This window comes from Ruegeria sp. BHSB056 (genome assembly GCF_059613305.1).
The window spans coordinates 1-24,246 of record NZ_JBXWSG010000056.1 but is presented as its reverse complement, the minus strand read 5'-3'; the positions used below and the strand labels follow the sequence as shown (position 1 = coordinate 24,246).

The following is a 24,246-nucleotide window of genomic DNA, read 5'->3' as shown; positions in this document are numbered from 1 at the left end:
CAGCGCGATGCTTGCCAAACCGAACCAGATGCTTTGCATGAACAGAAAGGTGACGATTGTCATCATCTGACCGAACTGAAACACCGGTTGCGCAATCGCATCCCCCATCAGGCCGCCCATCGGCTCGGCCTCGGATGTGATCATCGAGACCAGCTCTCCTTGGCTGGTGGTTGCAAAATAGGATTTCGGAAAGCGCATTGTGCGTTGAATCAACGTAAAGCGCAGACGGCGCAGCATTCGTTCAGACAAGATGCCTTTCATCGTGTTGATGCGCATCTTCATCAATCCGCTGGCAATCACAGTAGCCAGAAATGCAAAGCACAGTATCATCAGGTACTGAACCTGAGACACTGTGAAGCCCCAGATTGTCACCGTGTCGCCCGGCGCACCGATGGCATCGTTGATGATTTGTTTAGGTAGCTCCAGCGACGCATATAGAAACGGGAAGGACAGGACCGTTAACAGCAACAGGACAAGTTGCTGCTTTTTTGAATGCTTCCAAATAAAAGAAAATAATGTGGGCTCCATAGCCTGGCCTTATCGATAGCTGAACTGAAGTATGGCTGTTCAGGGGTAACCCATTTTCAGGAAACAGACGGTAAGCATTGACCCGACGTATTGCAAGAATTGACGGGGTCAGGCTCCAAATCCGGCACCTATCTTTTTTACGCTTAGCCACCAACCAGAAAACGTAGCGCTCAAGTAGTGTTTTTGTGATTGCGGGTTTATTCCTACTCATTTCTTTGACTAAAGAAGGACATTATCGGACGAAGAGACCATGCGCAGGATTCTGGATCGCTATATTCATCGCAGGACGCTCGGCCGCTGGCGCCGGGCCGTGCGGCAGGCGCCAGATTCGGCGCAGGCCGAGTTGCGGTTGAAACGCGATCAGGCACGCAGTCTGCGTGGGCAACTGGATCGCCTGATCCAACTGGCGGATGCGCGCTTGCTACGCCCAAAAATAGGATCAACTCAGTTTCACCGGCCTGTCGGCACCGACTGGAGCTGGCGGCCCGGCCTGTGGCGCGCGCCGTTGTTGCAATCCGGAATGGCCTCTGCTCCCCGCAAAACGGTCATGGACGATCAGGTCAGCTTGTTTCACGACTGCCCATTGACCGAAATCGTCGTACGGCAAATCCGCAACCGGGGGGCAAGTGATCTGGCCCCGTTCAGCCTGGAGATCGAGATCTTTGGTTTCGCGGGCTCGTTCCTATCGGTATCAATCGACTTGCCGCGTGAGGTCGCTCGCGATCTGACACGAGAGCATCTGATCAGGTTGGAAACCCTGATTGACTGCGAAAAACCGTCGGGCGTGTTTGCACGCCTCAATGTTCAGCACGGCCCTAACATGGAACAGGTTTTGCGGCAGCTAGACCCTTCTGACACCGTGAACGCAGTTGAGTTTGACCTGGCTCACTTGCCCCTGAATGAACGTCGGATCGAAAAGATCTGGCTGGATCTTATTTTTGAGAAGCCGGAAATGAACCGTATGAGTGTACGAGACCTTACGTTTTGCCGCTTCCATCGCGCCGACTTGTGAGACAATCAAAGATGACACAACCATCCCTGACCTTCATTCGGTTCGAAAGCGGTATTTGGCACGGCCATGTTGAAGCCGAACAGAAACCGGGATTGGAGGTTAGATATCTCGGGAAACCTCTGGAGGGTGTTGAGCTTTCGCCCGCAGACAACGGATGGGATCTATATGTTCCGGTACCCGTCACAGCCCTGTCCGAAGGCGTGCACAGCTTCGTCATAGTCGACGCAGGCAGTGTCGAGAAACTTGGGAGTTTCTCCATAATAGCAGGAGAGCCAGCCGCCGATGATCTCAGGGCGGAAGTGGACCTTTTGCGCGCAGAGTTGGATATGCTGAAACGCGCTTTCCGAAGGGTAAGTCGCGGAGACGGCTGAAACGCTTGCGAAATCGGATCATCCATTCAGTTATGCGCACTCTGCGCGTCGCATTCGGATTGCGCTGCTGGATGACAAAAATCTTACGAGACAGAAACAAATGGGCCGCGTTGTACGCGGCCCATTTGTTTGATTATTGGGACGGCCCGTGTGGGGTGAACGCTGACAGGCCTTTGAGGATGTCTATGGCGTATGCCAGTTGATAATCCTCTTTCCGCAGCTCAGCGGTTGCTTCGGCCCTTGCGCGATCTTCCTCGATCTGGCGGATTTCATCCTCGCTCAGGCTGTCATTGTTCAGACTGCCGCGCAGGTCAGCTTCGGACCGGGTACGTCCGTTGTTCTCTTCCTCTTCTTCCGCAGGTGCAGGGCGAGGTTGTTCAACAATGATGTCCGGGCTGACGCCAAGGGCTTGGATTGATCGTCCTGACGGAGTGTAATAGCGCGATGTGGTCAAGCGCATGGCGCCGTCACCACGCAACGGCATGACCGTCTGTACGGATCCCTTGCCGAAGCTCTTGGTGCCCACAACGATAGCGCGGCGATGATCCTGCAATGCACCGGCCACAATCTCGGATGCCGAGGCCGAGCCGCCATTGATCAACACCACAATTGGCTTGCCTTCAGCCAGATCCCCGGGGGTGGCGTTGAACCGCTCACCCTCATTCGGGTCGCGACCGCGCGTGGAGACAATTTCACCTTCGTTCAGGAACGCGTCCGACACTTTGATCGCCTGAGTCAACAGGCCGCCTGGGTTGTTGCGCAGGTCCAGAACAAAACCGTTGACCTTGTCGATGCCACCCGCTTCAGCAATCTGTTCCTGCAATCCTTCCTGCAGGTTCGGGAAGGTCTGGTCGTTGAACGTGGTCACACGCAGAACGACACTGGTGCCTTCGGTCCGAGCGCGCACAGCGGTCAACTTGATTGTGTCACGGATAATAGTGACGTCGAACGGATCAGGTTCACCTTCACGTACGACGGTGATGATAATTTCGGATCCGACCGGGCCGCGCATCAGGTCAACAGCTTTGTCCAGCGTCAGACCCAGAATGCTTTCACCGTCCACATGGGTAATGAAATCCCCGGCTTCGATTCCGGCTGCGTCGGCGGGGGTATCGTCAATGGGTGATACAACTTTGACAAAGCCTTCTTCCTGCGTGACTTCGATACCCAACCCACCAAACTCGCCCCGGGTCTGCACGCGCATCTGTTCGGCATCATCGGGGGAAAGATAACTCGAATGCGGATCAAGCGATGTCAACATGCCGTCAATCGCCGCCTCGATCAGTTCTTCGGGCTCAACCTCTTCGACATACTGGGCGCGGATACGTTCAAAAATGTCGCCGAACAAATCCAGCTGTTCATAGACGCTTGCCTTGTTCTCGGCCTCCTGCGCCAGCAGGGGTCCTGCGATCTGAGTTGTTGCAAGAATACCTGCCACAGTTCCAGCCAGACCGGCCACCACAAATTTCTTCATACGCGTTTATCCATCCTTGTCGGTCCGAAACCACGATTCCGGGTCCACGGGGCGATTGTCTTCTCTTACCTCTATATAGAGCGTTTCTGAGCGGTCAGTTCCAGTGCCATCACTGCTTGTTGACAAAATTGCGCCGATTCCCGGCATTTCACCGGGCATCAGACCAACTGGTGTGCCCTCTGGGATCACCTGACCGGGCTGGCCATAGACCTCCTGCAAACCGGAAAATACGAACAAAAGTCCCGATTGAGGTTCAAGTATTATCAGGTTCCCCAGATCCAGCAGCGGCCCGCGATAGCGAATTGTCGCAGCGGTAGGCGATGTGACCAAAGCGCGCGGGCGTGTCCCTACGATCAGGCCGGGGCGCGTGACACCGGCGGCGTCCGTTTCACCGGCCTTATGCAGCAAGATGCCCTGTACCGGCATTGATATCCGGCCTTTCCTGTCCAAGACGCTGGCATTGCTGTCGAGGATCTCTCCTTCCGAGATCTCGGACAGACCACTTGCAAAACCATCCAGTGTTTCAGTCGACGAGATCAGGATGGCCGTACGCACCGGGTCTTCCACGAAGCGGCGGGGCAAATCCGTGCGGTCGGCGATTGCCTCGCTCAGACGGGTGCGGGCCGCCTGAACGCCCGTCAGACCCTCTGTCAAAGTTTCCGAGGCCTTCTGTTGCAAGACACGCAATGTCTGCACTTCATATAGGTCCTGCGCCAGTTCCTGCGCGCTGGCGTTCAGGCTGGGGGTGACCTCGGACAGCATAATGCCTGCACGGGCCGCCCCCAACGGGCCGGACGGATGTAACATCAAGACAGGTGGTTCGGTCGTTTCGATGGTTTGCAGAACACCAAGCAATCGCCGGATTTCCTTTTCGCGCGCCCGCAACTCGGCGCTCAGTTGCGCCTCGCGGGTAGCCGCTTGGCGCAATCCCACCCGCATCGCGCCCAACCCGGCCTCATAGGCATGGATCGTCTCCGTAAGAGCATGGACCCGGTCTCGGGCGCTTTCAGCCTCGGATAACGCGATGGACGCCTGTTCGAGCATCTGCGCTGCGTCCAAAGCAGCCTTGGAAGCGTCTGGCTGAGCCAGCGCCGGTAAGGCCAAAAACAGATACACTGCCAGAGCGGCCGGTTTCATGACAGCAGGCTTTCCCCGGTCATTTCCGGCGGCTTCGGCAAACCCATCAGATCAAGCAGGGTCGGCGCGAGATCGGACAAACGTCCTTGGCGCAAATTCGCGCCTTCTGGCCCGCCAACCAGCGCTACGGGAACAGGATTGAGCGTATGGGCCGTATGCGGGCCACCGGTCACAGGATCGACCATGACTTCGCAATTACCGTGATCGGCCGTGATAATCATCGCCCCCTTGACCTTTTCAAGAGCCGCAATGACTTGCGCCAACCCCTGATCGACGGCTTCACATGCTTTGATTGCGGCATTCAGATCACCTGTATGACCAACCATATCGGGGTTGGCATAATTTGTAACAATCAGGTCATACCCGCCTTCGATGGCTTCGATAAACTTCGCCGTAACCTCCGCGGCCGACATTTCGGGCTGTAGATCGTAGGTCGCCACTTTCGGCGAGCTCGGCATAAAGCGGTCCTCACCTAGTTCGGGCGTCTCCTTACCGCCATTCAAAAAGAACGTAACATGCGGGTACTTCTCGGTTTCCGCCAGTCGAAACTGCCGAAGCCCTTGTTTGGCGACCCATTCGCCCAGTGTGTTTACAATCGCGCGCTTTGGAAAAACCGTGGTCATGTAAGCATTATGCCCGTCAGAATACTCGACCATGCCCAGCAGTGCTGAAAGCTTCGGGCGCAGCCCTGTGGCAAACTCGGAAAAACCGGGTTCGCCGATGGCGCGCAGGATTTCACGGGCACGGTCGGCACGGAAGTTCAGGCAAAAGAAACCGTCGCCATCGTTAATACCGTCATATCCCGTTAATACGGTTGGTGTGACAAACTCGTCAGATTCGGACTGGTTATAGGCGTGATCAACCGCGCCATGGGCACTGCTTGCTGTTCGGCCCTGCCCGTTGACCATTGCAGCATACGCTTCACTGACACGCTCCCAGCGATTGTCGCGATCCATGGCAAAGTACCGCCCGCTCACGGTGACGATGCGTGCGTTGTCGGGCAGGCGTTCTTCCAGCTCAGCAATGTAAGTCAGAGCTGACCTTGGCGCGACATCACGCCCATCCGTCACTGCGTGCAGCGCAACCGGGACACCGGCATCCGTTATGGCAGTGGCTGCGGCAAGAATATGATTCAGATGACCATGCACCCCACCATCCGAGATCAACCCCATCAGATGTGCAGTGCCGCCAGCGGACTTAACGCTGGTGATGAAAGCCTGCAGCGCTTCGTTTTCAAAGAATGTCCCGTCTTCAATGGAAAGATCGATCTGGCCCAGGTCCATGGCGACCACACGCCCTGCACCGATATTAGTGTGCCCGACCTCCGAGTTCCCCATCTGCCCGCTTGGTAGACCCACATCCGGGCCGTGGGTGATCAGGGTCGAATGCGGGCAATTAGACATGATCGCGTCAAAGGTTGGCGTGTTTGCCAGATGGGGTGCGTTGGCTTTAGTGTCCTCGGACAGACCCCAACCATCTAGAATGCACAGGACAACAGGTTTGGGGATGGCCATTGATGTACTCCGTTTGCTGCTCTTGGGTCACCTTCTATCCTTTGGACTTCGACGGGTGAACCACCTTCGTAATGATGAACAATTTTAACCGACGCAGCAGGGTTAGTCTTTTAAGTAGCTTTGGAAAGGGCGCGCCTTGCGATTGCGGTATCTGACCGTCAGGTCCAGCGGCGCATCGTTTTCATCATAGACGCCCAGAACAACACCCCTGCCCCGGCTTTTGGTGCGCATGTCGATCAATTGCTGCTCGGACCGGGTCGTGCGCTGGGACGCCCGCCGCGTCCAGGCGAACAGATACTCGTACATCTCGGCAATCACACCGGCATGTTCCGCGCTGTCACCCAGATCGTTCAACTCATCAGGGTCGTTCTCTAGGTCGAACAGGATTGGCCGGTACCCACCTTCACAATGGATCAGTTTCCATTTCTTGCTTGCGGCCATGAACATCACCGCATCGCGGACCGACACGTCCAAAACACTTGCGATTGGCGAAGCCGAGTAATCATATTCGCAGATCACCACATCGCGTGGTAACGCGTCCGCCTCCCCATAAAGGATGGGCAGCAGGGAGTGACCTTCCAGAATATGCGTCGCCACTTCCCCACCAGCCGCATCGACAAAGGTCGGTGCAAGGTCGATGGATTCTACAAGCGCATCGCTGACAGTGCCACGTGTCGCGTCCGCCTCGGGCGACGGGTCATAGATGATCAACGGTACCCTGGTCGAGGCATCGTGAAAAAAGGTCTTTTCCCCCATCCAGTGATCGCCCAGAAAATCACCATGATCTGATGTCACCACGATCATCGTGTTTTCCATCCGCCCGGTTCTCTCCATCCAGTCCAACAGGCGGCCCATCTGATCATCGGCTTGCTTGATCAGCCCCATATAGGCCGGGATAACCGCCTCACGCACATCCTGCCGCGAAAAGGTCTGGCCGATTTTTGTGTCCATGAAGGCTTTGAGCACGGGATGTGCATTCTGACGTTCCGCCTCGGATCGCACCACAGGCAACACATGTTCCGGCCCATACATCGAGGCGTATGGGTCCGGTACGATGTACGGCCAATGCGGCTTGATAAAACTCAGATGGCAGCACCACGGGCCATCATGCGTTTCCATGAACTCGATCCCGCGACCGGTCAGATAGGGGGTTTCACTGTCTTCCTCGGCAATATTCGCGGCTTCGGGTGAATTCTTCAGAAACCAGCCAGACAAAACGTTGCCATCCGCATCCAACCCGGAATTGGCAAAGTCATGCCAGGGATTGTCACTCTCATACCCCTTGGCCTTCAGGAACTTGTTGTATTCCTTTGCCCCGTCAGGGTCATAAAACCCATCCGGACCTTCGGGCAGCATACCGTCGTCCCGTTCGTACACGTCAAATCCACATTCGGCGACGCGGGCCCCGATCAGGCTGTCGGGCTCCAAACCCAACCTCGCCATCCCTTCGGCGTCTGCACGCATATGGGTTTTGCCGACCAGCCAGCAATCCATCCCCGCCTTACGCAGGTGATCGCCCATCGTAATCTCGCCGACTTTCAAGGGAATTCCGTTCCACGACGCGCCGTGAGAATGCACATAGCGCCCTGTGTAGGTGGACATGCGGGAGCTGCCGCAGATCGGCGATTGGATATAGGCGCGGTTGAAGCGCACGCCTTTGGCAGCCAGACGATCGATATTTGGCGTATGCAGATGAGGATGACCGTAACAGCTCAGGTAATCCCAGCGCAGCTGGTCGAACATGATGAACAGGATGTTTTTTGCCTTAGCCAAGTTGACACCCTCCCCCAAAAGTCTCGAGGACTTAGTTAGCCAATTCTATCCGCAGAACGAAGCAAAACCTGTGTCAGGCCTGACGGTCCATTTGCTCCAGCATTTTTTGGGCGCGTTTGCATTGCAGCTTGTCGCGCAGTGGGCTGTCGGGGTCGACATCTTTTTGGCAGACAACGCATTTATCCGCGCCCGAGATCGCGTTTAGGCCACCGCAACTGCCTTTGATGGTCTTGCCCATCAGCATGACACCCAATGACATGCCCACCATGACGAGAGCGAGAAGAATGAAGGCCAGAATAAAGGTACTCATCTCAGCTCCAACAGTCAGTTCGATCCCAGCGCGTCTTTGAACGCCGTGCTATGGGCAGTGATATAGGCATCTTCGCCGCCTGTCACATCCCGCGAGATGAAATACACGGCAAGTTTATGCTCCTCTGCCAGAGCCAGCCCTTTTTCCTGCCCCAAGGCCAGCATGGCTGTTGCCCAGGCATCGGCCATCATCGCGTTTTCGGCCAGCACGGTGACCGAAGTGGTGCGGTGCGTGATCGGACGGCCTGTTGTCGGATCGATGATATGCGAATAACGCACACCGTCTTTTTCAAAGAAATTCCTGTAATCGCCCGAGCTGGCCATACCCCTGTCATCCAGAGAAACAATCAACTGGATAGTTTGCGAACCCGTTTCAGGTTTTTCGATGCCAATGAGCCACGCTTCGCCCTTGTCATTCTTACCTTTGGTCACAAGATCGCCGCCGATTTCAACCAGATAGTTTTCGATACCAGCGGCCTGCAAGGTTTCCGCAACAGCGTCAATTCCATAGCCTTTTGCAATCGCGGACAGGTTAATGCCCACACTGGCGTTTGACTTGGCAAGCGTACCGGCATCGGTATCGAGCGCTAGCAGGCGTTCTTGACCTACACCGTTCAGCGCTGCATTGATATCGGCATCAGATGGCACCGGATCCTCGGGTTTGCGTGGGCCAAAACCCCAAAGCTCGATCAGAGGGCCGAGGGTTACGTCGAAGATGCCACCAGATTTCGCGTGCACTTCGTTCGCCGCCGAAAGAACCAGCGCAAATTCGTCGGAAACAGGTATTGGATCTGTGCTGGACGACGCGGAAAAAACGGAAACCTCGGAGTTCGGATCCCAGTTGGACATCTTGGCATTCACAGCTGCCAGCTTTTCACTGACGGCAGAAGCCAGTGCGTCTTCGTCAAGGTCTTCGCCAATTGCGGTGATACTGTAGGTCGTGCCCATTGTCTCACCAGACAGACGGACCACTTCGGGTTCCTTGTCAAAAAGACAGCCTGTAAGAAGGGTGAAAAAGGCCAGTACGGGCAAAAGACGCATTGGGCTATCTCCGGGACATCCTGTGCCCGGCATATGCCAGCGGTCCCAGCCAGAGTCAAATTGGCATTACAGTTTCAGCGGAAGGAAACCCAACAGCAAAAGACCAGTTCCGGCCGGAATACCGAACAGCCACGCGCGTTTCTGCCACCCGGGCTGTTGTTTTTTCCATGCCATGCGAAAGTTATGACCGCACACAACAGCCGCAAAGAAGATCAGCGCGGCGACCGGGGGCGTAAGATAGAATTCATTCAAAGGCTTAAGCTCTCTCTGCGGACCTGCGTTTGGCCAACTCGTGCAATTGTACCCTATACAGGTCGTTTAGCTGCGCTAAGGTGAAAGGGAAAGACTTTGCAAGAACCAAAAAGGAGATTGCCCATGGCTCCAACCTCTTACCAGTCGCCGTCGCGCGGTGACAAAGCCGACAAGACGACCTACAGCCAATCAGCGGATTCGAACCTGTCGCATTCGCAGACGACCGTAGCCAAGCTGCTTGATGGTAAAGGGGATGCGGTGTTTTCGGTGCGGCCTAATGATACCATCCATTCGGTGGTGAACACGCTCAAGGAAAAGCGGATTGGCGCTGTTCTGGTGACAGATCAGAACGGGGCATTGCAAGGGATATTGTCGGAACGCGACATCGTGCGTCGCATGGCCGATACGCCCGGACAGACCCTGCCGCAGTCGGTCGAAGATCTGATGACCAGGGAAGTAAAGGCCTGCACCCCCGAGGATACGCTGAATGACGTGCTGAAAACCATGACCGAAGGACGATTCCGCCATATGCCGGTCCTGCGGGATGGCAATTTGTGCGGTGTCATCACTATCGGAGATGTTGTGCATTTCCGCCTGAGGGAATTGGAGTATGAAGCGCTTCGCATGAAGCAGATGATCGTTGGCTAGGTTCAACCGGTTGAAAAAAACCTGACACTGCCGCCGTCTATTTCAGCGGCGGTCAATCTGCCCGAGGCAAAGGCACCGGTATCAATCGACACAACCCGGTTTTTAACCCGGGGTTGGTTTACAATTGTATGACCGTGTACAACCCATTGCGCTTCGCTGCGTGCAAGCCGTGGAAACATCGGATGACCCCATAGGCAGATTTGGCGATCCTGGGATTGAATGGATTGCCGCGGATCAAGTGCCGCGTGGACAAAGGTGACGTTGCCGCTGGTCCAGGTCAGCGGCAGATTTGCAAGCCAGTCCAGCAAGCTGTCGCCCATCTTGTGCCGCAGACACTCTGCCAGTTCAGGCAGATGCTTGCCACTGTCCAACTCGTCGGGACATACGAGGCCGAAAGATGCCAGAGTTTCCGCTCCGCCGTTATGAAACCAAAGCCTGGCGTAACGTTCCGGGTCGTTTACAAATTGCAGCAGCATCTCTTCGTGATTGCCAAGCAAGCATTGCACCCGCCCGTCTGACGCTTCACTCAGGTGATGCAAATGCCGCAGTACCTGCGCGCTGTATGCCCCCCGGTCGATGTAATCGCCCAGAAAGACCAGCGGGCTTTGATCGTCGAGTCGTGGCAAAAGCGCCTGAAGCAAATCAAGACGACCGTGAATGTCGCCGACGGCCGTCACCTTTTCTGCGGGTGCCACGTCGCATGGCATCGCATTGGTGCTTTTCTTCACCGCGGATTGGAACCGCCGTCTGATCCAGTCTTTCATCATGGCATTTGATCCCTACCCGCCCTGCGTAGTGGTCGCAATCAGCAACTGTTTGAATAGGCAAAGTGTTGACCACAACCCTTAGATTGTCCGATATGGCCCGCAAGATGTTCGCAAGCAGTTGATCTGGTGATTGGATCAACGCCTTCCGATCAGCGATGAATTTGCAATGAGTTCTGAGGGTTTTATGAAACGAGTTTTGATTACAGGTTCTGCCGGGTTCATCGGATTTCATTTGGCCAAATTGCTTTTGGCAGAAGGATTTCAAGTACACGGCTACGACGGGATGACCGACTACTATGATGTAACCCTGAAACAACGCCGACATCAGATACTGCTTCAAACCCCGGGATTTACAGCTACCGAAGAACGTTTGGAAAACTTTGACCGGCTTGCGCAGGTCGCAGAGAACTTTCAGCCCGATGTCATCGTCCATCTGGCCGCGCAGGCAGGCGTGCGGCACAGCCTTGAATATCCTCGCAGCTATATCGAGTCGAACGTTGTGGGCACGTTCAATGTGATGGAAATCGCGCGTCAGCACAAAGTAGAACACCTTTTGATGGCGTCGACCTCATCAATCTACGGTGCAAACGAGGACATGCCGTTCATCGAAACAGAAAAAGCCGACACCCAACTGACGATCTACTCCGCCACCAAAAAGGCGAATGAGGCGATGGGGCATTCCTATGCCCATCTGTGGGATTTGCCGACCACCATGTTTCGATTTTTTACCGTTTACGGCACTTGGGGGCGCCCCGATCTGGCCTATTTCAAATTCGTCGCTGCGATACTGGATGGCAGACCAATCGACATCTACAATCATGGCGACATGTATCGCGACTTCACGCATGTAGAAGACCTTGTGCGTGGGATCAGGTTGCTGATCGATGTTCCGCCGGTCCGCCCGACCAGCCGCGCGGATATCGAAGATGGTGACAGCTTGTCGCCCGTTGCACCGTACCGCATCGTCAACATTGGCAACGGAGACAAGGTGCGTCTGATGGATTTCATAGAAGCCATCGAAGAGGCTGTTGGCCAGAAAGCGGTCAAAAACTTTATGCCAATGCAGATGGGCGATGTTCATGCCACTTGGGCTGACAATCGGCTGCTGCAGCGACTGACGAATTATCGCCCGCAGACCGACCTGAAAGACGGCATTGCCCAATTCGTCGATTGGTACCGGGACTATTATGGAAAATAGGTCGACCTGGCGCCGGAATGAAAAAACCGGCGCACTCAGCGCCGGTTTCATTAGTTACCCGCCAAAATCGTCGAGCATGATGTCTTCGCGATCCACGCCCAGATCCAGCAGCATGTTGATTACTGACTGGTTCATGATTGGCGGTCCACACATGTAGTATTCGCAATCTTCAGGTGCCGGGTGGTTCTTGAGGTATTCTTCGAACAGAACGTTGTGGATGAAGCCGGTATAGCCTTTCCATTCATCCTCGGGCTGGGCATCCGACAGAGCGACATGCCATTCGAAATTGTCGAACTCTTCCGCCAGTTGGTCGAAATCCTCGACAAAGAACATCTCTTTCTTGGACCGCGCACCGTACCAGAAGCTGATCTTGCGGTCGCGGTTCTCAAGGCGTTTGAGCTGGTCAAAGATGTGGCTGCGCATCGGTGCCATGCCGGCGCCACCACCGATGAAGACCATTTCCTTCTTGGTTTCACGTGCGAAAAACTCGCCAAATGGACCTGAGATTGTGACTTTGTCGCCCGGCTTCAGGTTGAAGATGTAGGACGACATCTGTCCCGCCGGAATTCCTTCTGAGCCCGGAGGCGGTGAAGCAACCCGGACGTTAAGCATGATCATGCCCTTTTCATCCGGATAGTTGGCCATCGAATAGGCGCGCTCGATAGGTTCGTTCACAACTGACTCGTATTGCCACAGATTGAAGCGATCCCAATCCTCGCGATATTCTTCCTGCACGTCGAAATCAGTGTATTTCAACTGATGAGCAGGCGCTTCGATCTGGATGTAGCCCCCGGCACGGAAATTCACATCCTCGCCTTCGGGCAGGTCCAGCGTAAGGGCCTTGATAAAGGTCGCAACGTTGTCGTTCGAGCGAACTGTGCATTCCCATTTCTTGACGCCAAAGACCTCTTCTGGAACCTCGATTTCCATGTCCTGTTTCACCGCTACCTGACAGGATAGACGGTCGCCACAGGATGCTTCGCGCTTTGTGATGTGACTTTCTTCGGTCGGCAGGATCGAACCGCCACCCGAATGCACTTTCACGCGGCACTGGGCACAGGTACCACCACCACCGCAAGCTGATGGAACAAACAGTTTTTCGGCCGCCAATGTTTGCAGCAGTTTGCCACCCGCCGGAACCGAAATAGTCTTTTCACCGTTGATGGTGATGTTGACGTTGCCGGTCGACACCAGCTTGGAACGCGCAGCCATAATGATGGCCACCAGCGCCAGAACGATCAGGGTGAACAGGACAACGCCGAGCGAAAAGGTTTCCATTCTCACGCCCCCCCTTACAGTTTCACGCCCGAGAAGGACATAAAGGCCATCGCCATCAGCCCGGCGGTGATAAAGGTGATGCCCAGCCCCTGAAGCCCGTCCGGAACATCCGAGTATTTGAGCTTTTCGCGCACGCCTGCCATCGCGGTGATCGCCAACGCCCAGCCGAAACCGGATGAGATGCCATAGGTGGTTGCCTCGGCAAAATTATAGTCGCGTTCGACCATGAACAGCGAACCACCCAGAATGGCGCAGTTTACAGTGATCAAAGGCAGGAAGATCCCCAGCGCGTTATAGAGGGGTGGAAAATACTTATCTAGGATCATCTCGAGGATCTGAACCATCGCTGCAATCACACCGATGTAGGAAATCAGCCCGAGAAAGGTCAGATCCACGTCCGGGAACCCGGCCCATGCCAATGCACCCGGTTTCAGCAGGAAGGACAGCAACAGGTTGTTGGCGGGCACGGTGATGGCCTGCACCACCATGACTGATATTCCCAGCCCGATGGCAGTCGAAATCTTTTTCGACACGGCGATGAAGGTACACATGCCAAGGAAAAAGCTGAGCGCGAGGTTTTCGATAAAGACGGCCTTCACGGCCAGAGAGATAAGCCCTTCCATCAGTGCGCCTCTACCTGCTGGATTTTGTATTCACGTTCTTCGACCTGGTTCGGCTTCCACGTGCGGAAAGCCCAGATTAGCAGGCCGATCACAAAGAACGCCGACGGCGGCAGCAGCAAAAGGCCGTTGGGCACGTACCACCCGCCATTGTTGACTGTTTGCAGGATTGTTACCCCGAACAGGCTGCCCGAACCGAACAGTTCGCGGATGATGCCCACCAGCATCAGGATCAGGCCATAGCCCATGCCGTTGCCCAGACCGTCAATGAACGATGCTACCGGCGGGTTTTTCATGGCGAATGCCTCGGCTCGGCCCATAACGATACAGTTGGTGATGATCAGGCCGACGAACACGGACAAAGTCTTGGAAATCTGAAAGGCATACGCCTTGAGGATCTGATCCACCAAAATCACAAGCGAGGCGATGATCACCATCTGCACGATGATTCGGATCGAACCGGGAATCTGGTTGCGTAAAATCGAAATGAACATCGACGAAAACGCGGTCACAAAGGTCACCGCCAGCGCCATGACAAAGGCCACCTGCAACGACGAAGTCACCGCCAGAGCCGAACAGATGCCCAGCACCTGCAGGGTGATTGGGTTGTTGTCGACAAGGGGGTCGACCAACAGCTCTTTCTTGGTCTGAGACATCAGATCTCTCCTGCTTGCAGCTTGGCCAGGAACGGCGCGTAACCCGCGTCACCCATCCAGAATCTCACCAGGTTGTCGACACCGACAGTGGTCAGGGTCGCACCTGCCAGGGCGTCGATGTAATAGTCGGGCCCGGCCGCAGGCTGCGACTTGGCGACGGTGATCTGCAACACTCCCGCGTCGTCGCGCAGCTTCTTGCCATTCCACAACGTCTTCCAGCGCGGGTTGTCCACCTCAGCACCCAGACCTGGCGTCTCGCCATGCTGATAGAATTGCAAGCCGTAGATATCGTTGCCGTTCTTCTCCAGCGCGATGAAACCGTACAGAGTGGACCACAGCCCATAGCCATGCAGTGGCAGAATTACCTTGTCCAAGGCCCCCGCGTCGTCGCGCAGCAAATAGATCACCCGGTACTTTGCCTTGCGGCCAATGCCTGCGGGATCGTCGTCAAGCGCGACGCTCAGGTTAGGATCACCGGCAGCGGCCAGATCGTCAAAGGTGGCCGGGTCGAACTGATCGTCCACAAAATCGCCCGTTGCCAGATCCAGCACATGCGGCTCGAATGCGGCAAATGCTTCGGTGACATTGACGCCGGGTTCATACACCCCCGCCACTTGCAGGATATTGACCTGCTTGTCCTTCAGCTTGTTGGCCTCTTGCACCGGGCGCAAGCTGACTGCGGCGGCAGACACGATCATCGAGGCAACGAGACAGACTGCAACAGCAATAAAGATTGTTTTGCCAACTGAATCTGGCGAGGCCGCCAGAAAACGGGCAATCGCGCCCTTGCGTTCAGGGGATTGCGTATCAGACATGGCGACGCGCCCTCCGTTTGATGTTGGCCTGAACGACAAAATAGTCGATCAGCGGTGCAAAGACGTTGCCGAACAGTATGGCCAGCATCATACCTTCGGGGAAGGCTGGGTTGATCACACGTATCAACACAACCATGACACCAATCAGTGCACCATAGATATAGCGCCCGACATTGGTGTGGCTTGCCGAGACCGGCTCGGTCACCATGAAAGCCAGACCAAAGGCGTAACCGCCCAACACGACATGCCAGTACCATGGCATTGCGAACATCGGGTTCGTCTCGGACCCGATCAGGTTCAACAGCCAGGTGAACGCAATTGTGCCCGCCAGACATCCCAAAATCAGCCGATAGTTGGCAATCTTGGTGATCAGCAGGAAGGCCAGACCGATCATGCAGGCCAGAGTCGAGGTTTCCCCGATACTGCCCTGAATGGTGCCGTAAAACGCGCTCCACCAGGTGATACCGTCAGCGGCCAGTGCCTGGTAGCCTTCGGCAGCCGACACAGCCAGAGCCGTCGCCCCGGAAAACCCGTCGACCGGGGTCCAGACAGCATCGCCCGACATCTGCGCGGGATAGGCAAAATACAAAAACGCCCGCCCCACCAAGGCAGGGTTGAGGAAATTCTTACCAGTGCCGCCGAATACCTCTTTGCCGATCACGACACCAAAGATAATCCCCAGGGCAACCTGCCACAGGGGTGTGGTTGCAGGCATGATCAGGGCGTAAAGCATCGAAGTGACAAGAAAGCCTTCATTCACTTCGTGGCCGCGGACCGTTGCGAAAATGACCTCGAAAATACCGCCTGCCACCAACGTGACGACATAGATCGGCAGGAAGTACATGAGCCCGTGCATGACATTGGCAAAGATGCTGTCCGGATTCAGCGAAATGCCAAAAACCTGAAGAATTGCAATCCGCCAGCCGGTCGCAGACTCTGGGCCAAGCGCGGCAATGGCCGAATTTGCCTGATAACCGGTGTTCCACATTCCCCATAGGATGCAGGGAATTGTGGCAATCACGACATATGTCATGATCCGCTTCATATCCACGTAAGACCGCGCATGAGGAGCAACAGTGGTTACGGTTTTCGGAGTGTAGATGAAGCTTTCCACCATCTCGTAGATCGGAAAAAGCTTCTCGTACTTGCCGCCCTTGGTAAAGTTTGGCTCGATCCGGTCAAAGAAGTTACGCAATCCCATTCGGATCAGCCCTCCTTTTCAATCTTGTTCAGGCAGTCGCGCAGCGCCAGCCCGTATTCGTATTTCGCCGGACATGCAAAGCCCACAAGGCCCAGATCCTCTTCGTCCAGTTCAAGCGCACCCAGTGCCTGAGCTGTATCCGTATCCATCACCAGCAAGGCCCGAAGCAATTGTGTGGGCAGGTAATCCTGCGGCATCAGCTCTTCGAACACACCTGTCGGCACCATTGCGCGGCGGCCACCGTTCAGGTTGGACGTGAAAGCATAGAGTTTTCTGGAAAAGGCCGAGCCCAATACAGGCTGGACGGAATACTTGGAAGACATTGGTCGGATCCAGCCCATCGGAATCTGATCGTGATCCTCTCGGATGATACAGATTTGACGGGCAAACCGCCCCAGATATGCGGTCGGTCCGTCGGCATGTTGACCCGACAGGATCGAACCCGAGATGATGCGAGGCGTTCCGTCCACACTTACCTCATCCCGTGTCAAGTCGCCCGTGGACGCGCCCATCACGGTGCGGATCAAACGCGGCTGCCGCGCACCGGGCCCTGTCAAGGCAATCACAACGTTCGGATCAAGGTGCCCGGTCTGTATTAAACGGCCGATCGCGATGGTGTCCTGATAACCGATGGTCCAGACCTGCTTTTCGCCCGCAATCGGTTCGAGGAAGTGAATATGCGTTCCCGCCAAACCCGACGGATGTGGACCGGAAAATGCCACCGCCTCTACACCAGCCACGTCCGCGCCGGGGATCGTGTCACCTTGTTTCTGGCAAAGATAGGTCTTGCCCTCGGTCAGATTGCTGATTGCTGCCAAGCCAGCGGTAAAGGCTTCGGGCGCCTCGGCAATGATCGTGGCGGCATCAGCCGCCAATGGGTCACTGTCCATGGCTGTCACGAAGATCGCGTTCGGATTGGCACCGGGTTCTGGCATTTTCGCATAAGGTCGCGTGCGAAATGAGGTCCACAGACCAGCGGCGCACAGTTTGGCAGTCACGCCTTCGTTGCTGTCCGCGTCGCCTACGTTCGAAAAATCCAACCCCGTGTCATTGGTGTCGGACACTTCGATGACGACGCTTTGCAACACCCTGCGGGCACCCCGGTTGATGGCAATAACCTTGCCACTCACCGGTGCGACCATCATCGCGTCAGGCGCATCTTTGTGACAAAAGAGCGGCGTACCCCGCTCGACACTATCACCTTCCTGCACCAGCATCTTAGGTTTCAGGCCAATGTAATCCCCACCCAGAACGCCAACGGTCGAATATTCCGGACCCGGATGAATGGTTTGGTCGGGAGCGCCTTCAACCGGCAGGTCCAACCCTTTTTTAAGTTTGAAAGTTTGCATGCCGCTACGTTCTTCCAAGCCTCTTTCCTGCGCCAGCCCTGCCGACACCCTTATGGGGTCATGCAATAACGCGGTTTTTTTCAGGCACCCCTCGCAAAAGCGTCGAAATGGGTCCAAAATCCGCAGGCGTAATTCTGATCACGGACCCTTTACGCGCGGATGCCCGCAAACGCAAACCTGTTACCGCCAAAAGTTAAGATCAAACTGCATAATCTTGGAGTTTTCCCTCAATATGGCCAAAAATACGGGTCAAAATTGCGTGTCGCGCCCGCTGAACTTCCAGTGTAAGCAACCGGAATGGAAAAAGACACAGACTTCGAAATTTTTCTGATTGCCACCCCGGGGCTTGAAGCTCCCCTCGCTGCCGAGGCGCAGTTCAACGGGTTCTCTCAGGTCAAGACGATTCCAGGGGGTGTCATCTGCCGTGGTTCGTGGTCCGAGGTCTGGCGCGCCAACCTGACGTTACGCGGTGCTAACAAGGTACTGGTCCGTCTGGGCAGTTTTCCTGCGGTGCATTTGGCCCAATTGGACAAACGCGCGCGTAAATTTCCGTGGGGTGAGTTCCTGCGGTCCGATGTTCCAGTCAAAGTCGAGGCCACCAGCCGCAAATCCAGAATATATCACGCCGGCGCCGCACGGCAGAGAGTTGAGGATGCGATATCCGAAACTCTGGGCGCTCCGATATCTTCCGACGCCGCAGTCAGGATCTTGCTGAGAATCGAGAAGGACATCTGTACGATTTCGGTCGACAGCTCGGGAGAGCTTTTGCACAAGCGGGGTCATAAAGAAGCAATTGCCAAAGCGCCAATGCGTGAAACGATGGCAGCCATGTTTCTTCGAGACTGCGGGTTTAGCGGCAATGAACCGGTGTTGGACCCGATGTGCGGCTCGGGTACTTTCGTGATCGAAGCCGCCGAGATTGCCCTGGGGCTGCACCCCGGTCGGACCCGCAGCTTTGCGTTCGAAAACCTGGCGGGCTTCGACCCTGACCGTTGGCAAGACATGCGCAGCGAGGCTGAGGTCGCGGAATGTACTCTCACCTTCTGCGGCTCAGACCGCAACGCCGGGGCAATCGAAGCCGCAACAGCCAATGCCGAGAGAGCGCAGGTAAGCGCCAATACGCGTTTTCAACAGCTTTCCGTCAGTGACATCAAACCCCCCGCGGGACCAACCGGGCTGATCATTGTGAACCCTCCCTACGGCGCGCGGATTGGAGATGAAAAGCGTCTGCGCTCTGTCTATGGAGCCTTGGGAAAGTCCTTGATGACCCGTTTTCGCGGATGGCGTGTCGGAGTGGTCACCAGCGCCCCGGCCCTAGCTCGGGCGACCCGCCTGCCTTTGCTGGCACCCGGTCCGGTGGTAGACCACGGAGGCACCAAGATTCGCCTGTACAAAACGGACGCTCTGCCATGAGAGTCGCGTGACCTGCCTAGCCCATCCGATACCGGTTCAAAGACGGCAGATTCAGATGACCGCTTCTCAAAATCCTCTTGCGCATCGGAAAAGCCCCGTATAGATCACCCGCCACGGTCGGAGTGTAGCTCAGCCTGGTAGAGCACTGTCTTCGGGAGGCAGGGGCCGGAGGTTCGAATCCTCTCACTCCGACCAGTAAATCAAGGCGCCCAAGGGCGCCTTTGTTGTTTGCAGCAGCTCGCCCGAAACAGTATCCACAGCATTTCTGGCACTGGATGTGCTTACTTCGATCTCAATCTTCATCCATAATCCACGGCAGCAATATCTCGTATCTTCCTATCATTGATCCCAGCGGCCTTCTTAACCTCTTCCGGACTTATGGGCCGATAAGGAAAGCCCTATTCATCAGTGGAAAAGATAAGCACCGTTGAGTGCGCTAGAGATGTGCGATTGGATCGAAGACAGGGAAACCAGCAGCGATTGAACTTGGGGAACAATTGCGGGCAAAACCTAACTGAACAATAGATGCTAATATCTTCAAAACTTTAGTTGATCAAAGTGGTGCGGGTGGAGGGACTTGAACCCCCACGCCTTGCGGCGCCAGAACCTAAATCTGGTGCGTCTACCAATTTCGCCACACCCGCAACTCAGCGCCGCAGCGCTGGAATGAAGCGGTCAATAACAAAGCTTGCTTCCGAGCGCGAGAGGTAAAATACACGTATCGCCAAGTTTGTAGATCCTCTGATCGGATATGGGGCAACCACACTATCTAATGAAGATGTATAGTCCTAAGAGGCTTGTCAGTGAAACATAAGTGGCCGTGAAATCCGATATCCTGCGGGTCAAAGACCACGCTAATGTGGAGGAGCCCTTCATTCGTGCAGAAGTTTAGATTTCAGCCCATTTAGCCTGCGAAATATCACGCTTACGTTGACCAAAGGCCAGAAAGACAAGCTGACAGACTGTTGCATGATCACCAAGAGCGAATATGGAGATCATCCTTCGCTGCCGTTGCACGCTCGTAGTTTAACCCTTGGAAAGGGGCGCGGGATTACCCGCCACGGCGCCCCAGGAAACGCATCTGCGACCCTTGCCAACTCAGAGAGAGACTTCAGGGTTCTGAAATAACAAGAATGGCTTACCCGGCTACAATGTCCTACAGAACCATACAGTTTACTGAATGACCTGTACCGTCAGGTACAAGCTATTGTGTTTCGCCAGTCTCCGCTCGGTTTCAAACAGGAAGTGCGGATTGGCACTTGCGTCATAGGCATTCCCGCGCAGGTTGAGGCATTCTCAAGAGCACTCCACCACAAAGCTGCCACATTTCAAACGCCAAAAAATCTTATTCACGTCAAAATAAGACCGCCTTGAAGGGTCTTGTTGTTTAGCAGGAGTTAATGAGTCTTTTTTGCCACTTTGGCGCCGGTACGAGTTTCCTGCTCAACTCCAGTACAAGGTTTACTGCTGTGACCGATCTGAATCCCTCCGCTACTGCCGAGCAAGAGGCTGTCTTCTTTGCTCGCGAAAGCTTTCTTGGCGAACTCAAGATCCTGAACCGGGACCATCCGAACACGGGTTTTGGGATTTCGCTCCGAACCCACTCCGGAGACCACTACCTGCTGGCCAACGCGCGTATGCCATTGCCCGCGGTCAAATCCGAGGGGTTCCCGACCGGACGCCGCGTTGCGTGCCTTGAAAACGGCGATCGCTTCTGCTCGATCGAAGTGCTAGCTGACGCCAAGGCATACGAAACCATCAGCCCGCGCGCCGAGGCTGACATTCTGGGCAACGCTTTGGACCTGATCGCACGTATCGACACGCTGACAGGAATTCCAACAGGACGTCCTTCGCATGAACCCCGCATCGCAGCTACGGGAACCGGAGGTTAAGCATGGCGCGCAATGATCACCTGTTGTCTGTCGGCAACGAAGCTCTGGCGCCGATGACCTCTGCAATGTCATCACTGACGGCGCAGATTGATCAATTGACTGAGGTGGCTGATGCGCGCTCCTCGGCACGTCTGGCAACACTCAAGACCCGGATGGAAAACTTCACCGCCAGCATCACTATGGTCGGTCAGGTAAAAGCGGGCAAATCATCGATTGTAAACATTCTTGCGGGGCGCCCATCTTTGCTTCCGTCGGATGTGAACCCGTGGACGTCGGTCGTCACAACCCTGAACATCAACACGCGTCCACCGGGCGACACCAAGGCCAAGTTCACCTTCTTTGAGCAGGAAGAATGGGACAACCTGATGGTCGGGGGTGGCCGGTTGGGCGAGTTGGCCAACCGTGCCGGTGCAGATGACGAGATGGAGGACATTCGCCGTCAGATCGGCGAGATGAAAGCAAAGTCGGAAGAGCGTCTTGGAAAGCACTTCGACCTGATACTTGGCCAAAGCCACCAATACGATCACTTCGATGAAGAACTGATCCAAAGATATGTCTGCCTGGGCGATGAAGACGACCCGGATATCAATCCAAAAACAGGCCGGTTCGCAGATGTGACCAAGTCGGCCGAGTTGTACATGGATATCCCTCAGTACCCGATTGCGCTGAAGCTTTGTGATACGCCGGGTGTCAACGATACCTTCATGGTGCGTGAACAGATTACCCTGCGCAGCCTGCGCGGGTCCGAGGTCTGTGTTGTAGTGCTTGCCGCAAGCCAAGCCCTGACCACCATGGACATGGCCTTGATGCGGATCATCGCCCAATTTGAGAACCGCCAGATTGTCCTGTTTGTGAACCGGATTGACGAGCTGTCAGACCCGGTCAATCAAGTCCCCGAAATCCGCGACCGGATTCAGGACACTTTGAAACAGAACAACATCGACGAAAAGACAAGTGTCGTGTTCGGCAGTGCCTTATGGGCTGAGGCGGCGCTGACCGGGAATCCCGAGATTCTGAACGAAGAATCCCGCGAAGCACTCAATACTTTTTACCTCGCCGCCGGGTTCGGTGATCAAGCCCCTTCGCTGGATAAAATCTGGGCATTGTCCGGTTTGCCTGATCTGCTGTTGGCGATAAACGAGCGTATTGCAGAAGGTGCCGGAGCGCGGCTGATGGACCGGGTTCGCCATCGCGCCCGCAACATTGCCAGCCAAATTCGTGCCACCGCTGTAGCAAAGACTCTGTCAGAGGGTGAAGGCGTCGCGCGTGATCTTGACGGTGTATCTCCGGAAGATGCGATTTCAACAGTCTCGGCGGAGTATGAAAAGAAAGCAGCCGAACTGACCAACGCTTTGCGCGACAAAGTATTGGAACGCCTAAACTCGGCCGAGACAAATTTTGTGAAGCGTGCGACAGACTCTCTGATCGCGCATCTTGAGAAGAATGGTGAGCAAGGCACTTGGCAATACGACCCTGCTGGCTTGAGGACGCTGCAAAAAGCTGCCTATTTCAGCTTTGCCCGCGCAATGCGTAAAGATGCTGGAGCGCTCTATTCAACTGCGGCCGCGGATGTCGAAGCGCTGTATCACAAGATACTTGGCAACCATCTGGGCGAATTCAACATCGAAGCACCGATCGTGCCGCGCGTTCCACCACCATTGGGGATTGGCCGGACGATTGCCCTGGACTTGCAAAGTACTTGGTGGCGACGCTGGTGGCAAAAGCGCAAAGGCTTTGAAGCATACGCTGCCGATTACACTCGCTTGATCGCGTCCGAGGCGAATTCGATCACCAAGGATATCGAGGAAAACCAGATTGCGGCAGTGTTGGAAAACGTCCGCGCAATTCTGGCGGACTTCATGCGGGAACAGAAGGAGACGTTGCTGAGTATCTCATCATCAGCGGACAAAAATATCGGGCAGGCCTCGGCAGCTATGGCGGGTCTGCAACCTCAGAAATCGCGAGACGAAATTCTGGGTGACATCCTGAAAGACCTAAGCAACGAAGCGGCATAAGTAGAAAAATGGTAAACAACTCACAAACACGCTTTGTTTCACCGAAAGCATGGGAACGTATCGAGCAGTGGTCCCGCCGCAAACCGGTTTTCGCTTTGATGGGTGAATTCAGCGCTGGAAAATCCACACTGATGAATTTTTTACTGCGAACGCATACATTGCCAACGCAGGTCACCGCGACCCAGCTACCACCGGTCTGGTTTAGCTGGGGCAGTGAAACACCGTACATCAAGCGCCATGACGGAAGCGTTGAGCCAATCGAGCTGGATCAGCTTGAGACTGTTGGCGTCAATGACGCGCAGTTCATTCGCATCTTTCTTGAAGCAGATATTCTGGAAGCCGTCGATCTGATCGACACCCCCGGAATCTCGGACCCCAAGATCTCGACAGATGTCTGGCAGCGGGCAGTCGGTCAGGCAAATGGTGTCATATGGTGCACCCATGCGACGCAAGCCTGGCGCGAAACCGAACGTGCAACGTGGGTTTCGCTGCCGGACCGCTTGCAACACAACTCTCTGTTGTTGGTGACGCGGGCGGATGCACTAAACCTTAAGGACCGCCAAAAGGTTCTGCGTCGTGTCAACCGCGAAGCCGGGCATCTGTTCAACCGGTCCATCTTGTTTTCTGCACGGGATGCGATCAATGCCCGCGACAAGACTGGCGACGCTGAAATGTGGTCGCGCAGCGGCGGCGGAAAGATGATCGACAGTTTTCTGGAAATCACAGAACAGATTATGGACAACCGCGCCGATCAGCTGGCACGGTACCAGATCGACAAAAGCCAGACGGGCGCATTCAAGGTTCAACCGCTGCGCCCTGCCCGCAAACCAGACGAACGAGAAGCACTGTCCAGCGACATCGAAGCTTCACCTTTGCGACTGGTCAACCCGTTGGACGACGAACAGCGAACTGAAGACAACGATCTTAATGTCGTGACAAGTTTCCCCATTCGGCCGGCCCGCGTTGAGCGGCGCCCTGATGAG

The 24,246-nt window shown here is 55.4% G+C and carries 23 protein-coding genes and 2 tRNA genes; 9 read left to right on the top strand and 16 right to left on the bottom strand.

The window, feature by feature from the left end; all coding sequences use genetic code 11:
• The coding region (locus AC2FND_RS13745) for an ABC transporter transmembrane domain-containing protein (protein WP_496770324.1) at positions 1-528 on the bottom strand (528 nt) is incomplete at its 3' end.
• Between the two features lie 250 nt (positions 529-778).
• On the opposite strand from AC2FND_RS13745, the gene AC2FND_RS13740 reads away from it, so the two are divergent.
• Both AC2FND_RS13740 and AC2FND_RS13735 read left to right on the top strand, forming a co-directional pair.
• Positions 779-1,540 carry a DUF6478 family protein gene (locus AC2FND_RS13740; protein ID WP_496770323.1) on the top strand — a complete coding sequence of 254 codons (762 nt, stop codon included), beginning with the start codon at positions 779-781 and terminating at the stop codon, positions 1,538-1,540.
• Between the two features lie 11 nt (positions 1,541-1,551).
• Positions 1,552-1,911 carry a hypothetical protein gene (locus AC2FND_RS13735; protein ID WP_496770322.1) on the top strand — a complete coding sequence of 120 codons (360 nt, stop codon included), beginning with the start codon at positions 1,552-1,554 and terminating at the stop codon, positions 1,909-1,911.
• Between the two features lie 133 nt (positions 1,912-2,044).
• Here the strand turns inward: AC2FND_RS13735 and AC2FND_RS13730 are convergent, their stop codons facing one another.
• The 7 genes from AC2FND_RS13730 to AC2FND_RS13700 form a co-directional block, all read right to left on the bottom strand.
• The gene (locus tag AC2FND_RS13730) at positions 2,045-3,385 is read right to left on the bottom strand and encodes a S41 family peptidase (protein ID WP_267367009.1); all 1,341 of its coding nucleotides are present in this window, start codon (positions 3,383-3,385) and stop codon (positions 2,045-2,047) included.
• Between the two features lie 6 nt (positions 3,386-3,391).
• Positions 3,392-4,522, bottom strand: coding sequence for a murein hydrolase activator EnvC family protein (locus AC2FND_RS13725; protein ID WP_496770320.1), 1,131 nt, complete (start codon positions 4,520-4,522; stop codon positions 3,392-3,394).
• Positions 4,519-6,036 carry a 2,3-bisphosphoglycerate-independent phosphoglycerate mutase gene (gene gpmI / locus AC2FND_RS13720; protein WP_496770319.1) on the bottom strand — a complete coding sequence of 506 codons (1,518 nt, stop codon included), beginning with the start codon at positions 6,034-6,036 and terminating at the stop codon, positions 4,519-4,521. Before gpmI ends, AC2FND_RS13725 begins: the two co-directional genes overlap by 4 nt.
• A 102-nt stretch (positions 6,037-6,138) precedes the next feature.
• Positions 6,139-7,809, bottom strand: coding sequence for a sulfatase-like hydrolase/transferase (locus AC2FND_RS13715; RefSeq protein WP_496770317.1), 1,671 nt, complete (start codon positions 7,807-7,809; stop codon positions 6,139-6,141).
• Positions 7,810-7,882: 73 nt separating this feature from the next.
• Entirely contained in the window at positions 7,883-8,119 is a 237-nt protein-coding gene (gene nqrM / locus AC2FND_RS13710) for a (Na+)-NQR maturation NqrM (RefSeq protein WP_209507129.1), read from the bottom strand.
• 14 nt (positions 8,120-8,133) lie between these two features.
• Positions 8,134-9,159 carry an FAD:protein FMN transferase gene (locus AC2FND_RS13705; protein ID WP_496770316.1) on the bottom strand — a complete coding sequence of 342 codons (1,026 nt, stop codon included), beginning with the start codon at positions 9,157-9,159 and terminating at the stop codon, positions 8,134-8,136.
• A gap of 66 nt (positions 9,160-9,225) precedes the next feature.
• Positions 9,226-9,411 carry a hypothetical protein gene (locus tag AC2FND_RS13700; protein WP_496770314.1) on the bottom strand — a complete coding sequence of 62 codons (186 nt, stop codon included), beginning with the start codon at positions 9,409-9,411 and terminating at the stop codon, positions 9,226-9,228.
• A gap of 123 nt (positions 9,412-9,534) precedes the next feature.
• Here AC2FND_RS13700 and AC2FND_RS13695 point away from each other — a divergent pair, with 123 nt between their 5' ends.
• Positions 9,535-10,059: a CBS domain-containing protein gene (locus tag AC2FND_RS13695; RefSeq protein WP_209507132.1), complete on the top strand. Its 525-nt coding sequence runs from the start codon at positions 9,535-9,537 to the stop codon at positions 10,057-10,059.
• A 2-nt stretch (positions 10,060-10,061) separates the two neighbouring features.
• Here AC2FND_RS13695 and AC2FND_RS13690 read toward each other — a convergent pair whose 3' ends face one another.
• Positions 10,062-10,826, bottom strand: a complete 765-nt coding sequence (locus AC2FND_RS13690) for a metallophosphoesterase family protein (protein WP_496770313.1) — start codon at positions 10,824-10,826, stop codon at positions 10,062-10,064.
• A 184-nt stretch (positions 10,827-11,010) separates the two neighbouring features.
• Here AC2FND_RS13690 and AC2FND_RS13685 point away from each other — a divergent pair, with 184 nt between their 5' ends.
• On the top strand, positions 11,011-12,024 hold the full coding sequence (locus AC2FND_RS13685; RefSeq protein WP_496770311.1) for an NAD-dependent epimerase/dehydratase family protein: 1,014 nt from the start codon (positions 11,011-11,013) through the stop codon (positions 12,022-12,024).
• Positions 12,025-12,078: 54 nt separating this feature from the next.
• Here AC2FND_RS13685 and nqrF read toward each other — a convergent pair whose 3' ends face one another.
• The 6 genes from nqrF to AC2FND_RS13655 are packed head-to-tail and all read right to left on the bottom strand — an operon-like array spanning position 12,079 to position 17,943.
• On the bottom strand, positions 12,079-13,302 hold the full coding sequence (nqrF, locus tag AC2FND_RS13680) for an NADH:ubiquinone reductase (Na(+)-transporting) subunit F (protein WP_267365752.1): 1,224 nt from the start codon (positions 13,300-13,302) through the stop codon (positions 12,079-12,081).
• A 14-nt stretch (positions 13,303-13,316) separates the two neighbouring features.
• Positions 13,317-13,925 carry an NADH:ubiquinone reductase (Na(+)-transporting) subunit E gene (gene nqrE, locus AC2FND_RS13675; protein WP_209507136.1) on the bottom strand — a complete coding sequence of 203 codons (609 nt, stop codon included), beginning with the start codon at positions 13,923-13,925 and terminating at the stop codon, positions 13,317-13,319.
• Entirely contained in the window at positions 13,925-14,578 is a 654-nt protein-coding gene (locus tag AC2FND_RS13670) for an NADH:ubiquinone reductase (Na(+)-transporting) subunit D (RefSeq protein ID WP_209507137.1), read from the bottom strand. The genes nqrE and AC2FND_RS13670 overlap by 1 nt, the downstream gene beginning before the upstream one ends.
• On the bottom strand, positions 14,578-15,393 hold the full coding sequence (locus AC2FND_RS13665; RefSeq protein WP_209597278.1) for a Na(+)-translocating NADH-quinone reductase subunit C: 816 nt from the start codon (positions 15,391-15,393) through the stop codon (positions 14,578-14,580). Before AC2FND_RS13665 ends, AC2FND_RS13670 begins: the two co-directional genes overlap by 1 nt.
• Entirely contained in the window at positions 15,386-16,594 is a 1,209-nt protein-coding gene (locus AC2FND_RS13660) for an NADH:ubiquinone reductase (Na(+)-transporting) subunit B (protein ID WP_496770308.1), read from the bottom strand. The genes AC2FND_RS13665 and AC2FND_RS13660 overlap by 8 nt, the downstream gene beginning before the upstream one ends.
• Before the next feature lie 5 nt (positions 16,595-16,599).
• The gene (locus AC2FND_RS13655) at positions 16,600-17,943 is read right to left on the bottom strand and encodes a Na(+)-translocating NADH-quinone reductase subunit A (RefSeq protein WP_496770307.1); all 1,344 of its coding nucleotides are present in this window, start codon (positions 17,941-17,943) and stop codon (positions 16,600-16,602) included.
• A gap of 297 nt (positions 17,944-18,240) precedes the next feature.
• On the opposite strand from AC2FND_RS13655, the gene AC2FND_RS13650 reads away from it, so the two are divergent.
• Both AC2FND_RS13650 and AC2FND_RS13645 read left to right on the top strand, forming a co-directional pair.
• Complete coding sequence (locus tag AC2FND_RS13650) at positions 18,241-19,356, top strand: THUMP domain-containing class I SAM-dependent RNA methyltransferase (RefSeq protein ID WP_496770305.1); 1,116 nt, start codon at positions 18,241-18,243, stop codon at positions 19,354-19,356.
• A 118-nt stretch (positions 19,357-19,474) separates the two neighbouring features.
• A tRNA-Pro gene (locus AC2FND_RS13645) sits at positions 19,475-19,551 on the top strand.
• A 364-nt stretch (positions 19,552-19,915) separates the two neighbouring features.
• Here the strand turns inward: AC2FND_RS13645 and AC2FND_RS13640 are convergent.
• Positions 19,916-20,000, bottom strand: a tRNA-Leu gene (locus AC2FND_RS13640).
• 825 nt (positions 20,001-20,825) lie between these two features.
• Between AC2FND_RS13640 and AC2FND_RS13635 the strand changes: the two genes are divergently transcribed.
• The 3 genes from AC2FND_RS13635 to AC2FND_RS13625 form a co-directional block, all read left to right on the top strand.
• On the top strand, positions 20,826-21,248 hold the full coding sequence (locus AC2FND_RS13635) for a hypothetical protein (protein WP_496770304.1): 423 nt from the start codon (positions 20,826-20,828) through the stop codon (positions 21,246-21,248).
• A gap of 2 nt (positions 21,249-21,250) precedes the next feature.
• Positions 21,251-23,263 (top strand): dynamin family protein, encoded by a 2,013-nt coding sequence (locus AC2FND_RS13630; protein WP_496770303.1) that lies wholly within the window; start codon positions 21,251-21,253, stop codon positions 23,261-23,263.
• 131 nt (positions 23,264-23,394) lie between these two features.
• The coding region (locus AC2FND_RS13625; RefSeq protein WP_496770302.1) for a P-loop NTPase family protein at positions 23,395-24,246 on the top strand (852 nt) is incomplete at its 3' end.

Coding starts and splice junctions, on each gene's coding strand:
- AC2FND_RS13740 (WP_496770323.1), top strand. CDS start 779: ATGCGCAGGATTCTGGATCGCTATATTCATCGCAGGACGCTCGGCCGC.
- AC2FND_RS13735 (WP_496770322.1), top strand. CDS start 1,552: ATGACACAACCATCCCTGACCTTCATTCGGTTCGAAAGCGGTATTTGG.
- AC2FND_RS13730 (WP_267367009.1), bottom strand. CDS start 3,385: ATGAAGAAATTTGTGGTGGCCGGTCTGGCTGGAACTGTGGCAGGTATT.
- AC2FND_RS13725 (WP_496770320.1), bottom strand. CDS start 4,522: ATGAAACCGGCCGCTCTGGCAGTGTATCTGTTTTTGGCCTTACCGGCG.
- gpmI (WP_496770319.1), bottom strand. CDS start 6,036: ATGGCCATCCCCAAACCTGTTGTCCTGTGCATTCTAGATGGTTGGGGT.
- nqrM (WP_209507129.1), bottom strand. CDS start 8,119: ATGAGTACCTTTATTCTGGCCTTCATTCTTCTCGCTCTCGTCATGGTG.
- AC2FND_RS13705 (WP_496770316.1), bottom strand. CDS start 9,159: ATGCGTCTTTTGCCCGTACTGGCCTTTTTCACCCTTCTTACAGGCTGT.
- AC2FND_RS13695 (WP_209507132.1), top strand. CDS start 9,535: ATGGCTCCAACCTCTTACCAGTCGCCGTCGCGCGGTGACAAAGCCGAC.
- AC2FND_RS13690 (WP_496770313.1), bottom strand. CDS start 10,826: ATGATGAAAGACTGGATCAGACGGCGGTTCCAATCCGCGGTGAAGAAA.
- AC2FND_RS13685 (WP_496770311.1), top strand. CDS start 11,011: ATGAAACGAGTTTTGATTACAGGTTCTGCCGGGTTCATCGGATTTCAT.
- nqrF (WP_267365752.1), bottom strand. CDS start 13,302: ATGGAAACCTTTTCGCTCGGCGTTGTCCTGTTCACCCTGATCGTTCTG.
- nqrE (WP_209507136.1), bottom strand. CDS start 13,925: ATGGAAGGGCTTATCTCTCTGGCCGTGAAGGCCGTCTTTATCGAAAAC.
- AC2FND_RS13670 (WP_209507137.1), bottom strand. CDS start 14,578: ATGTCTCAGACCAAGAAAGAGCTGTTGGTCGACCCCCTTGTCGACAAC.
- AC2FND_RS13665 (WP_209597278.1), bottom strand. CDS start 15,393: ATGTCTGATACGCAATCCCCTGAACGCAAGGGCGCGATTGCCCGTTTT.
- AC2FND_RS13660 (WP_496770308.1), bottom strand. CDS start 16,594: ATGGGATTGCGTAACTTCTTTGACCGGATCGAGCCAAACTTTACCAAG.
- AC2FND_RS13655 (WP_496770307.1), bottom strand. CDS start 17,943: ATGCAAACTTTCAAACTTAAAAAAGGGTTGGACCTGCCGGTTGAAGGC.
- AC2FND_RS13650 (WP_496770305.1), top strand. CDS start 18,241: ATGGAAAAAGACACAGACTTCGAAATTTTTCTGATTGCCACCCCGGGG.
- AC2FND_RS13630 (WP_496770303.1), top strand. CDS start 21,251: ATGGCGCGCAATGATCACCTGTTGTCTGTCGGCAACGAAGCTCTGGCG.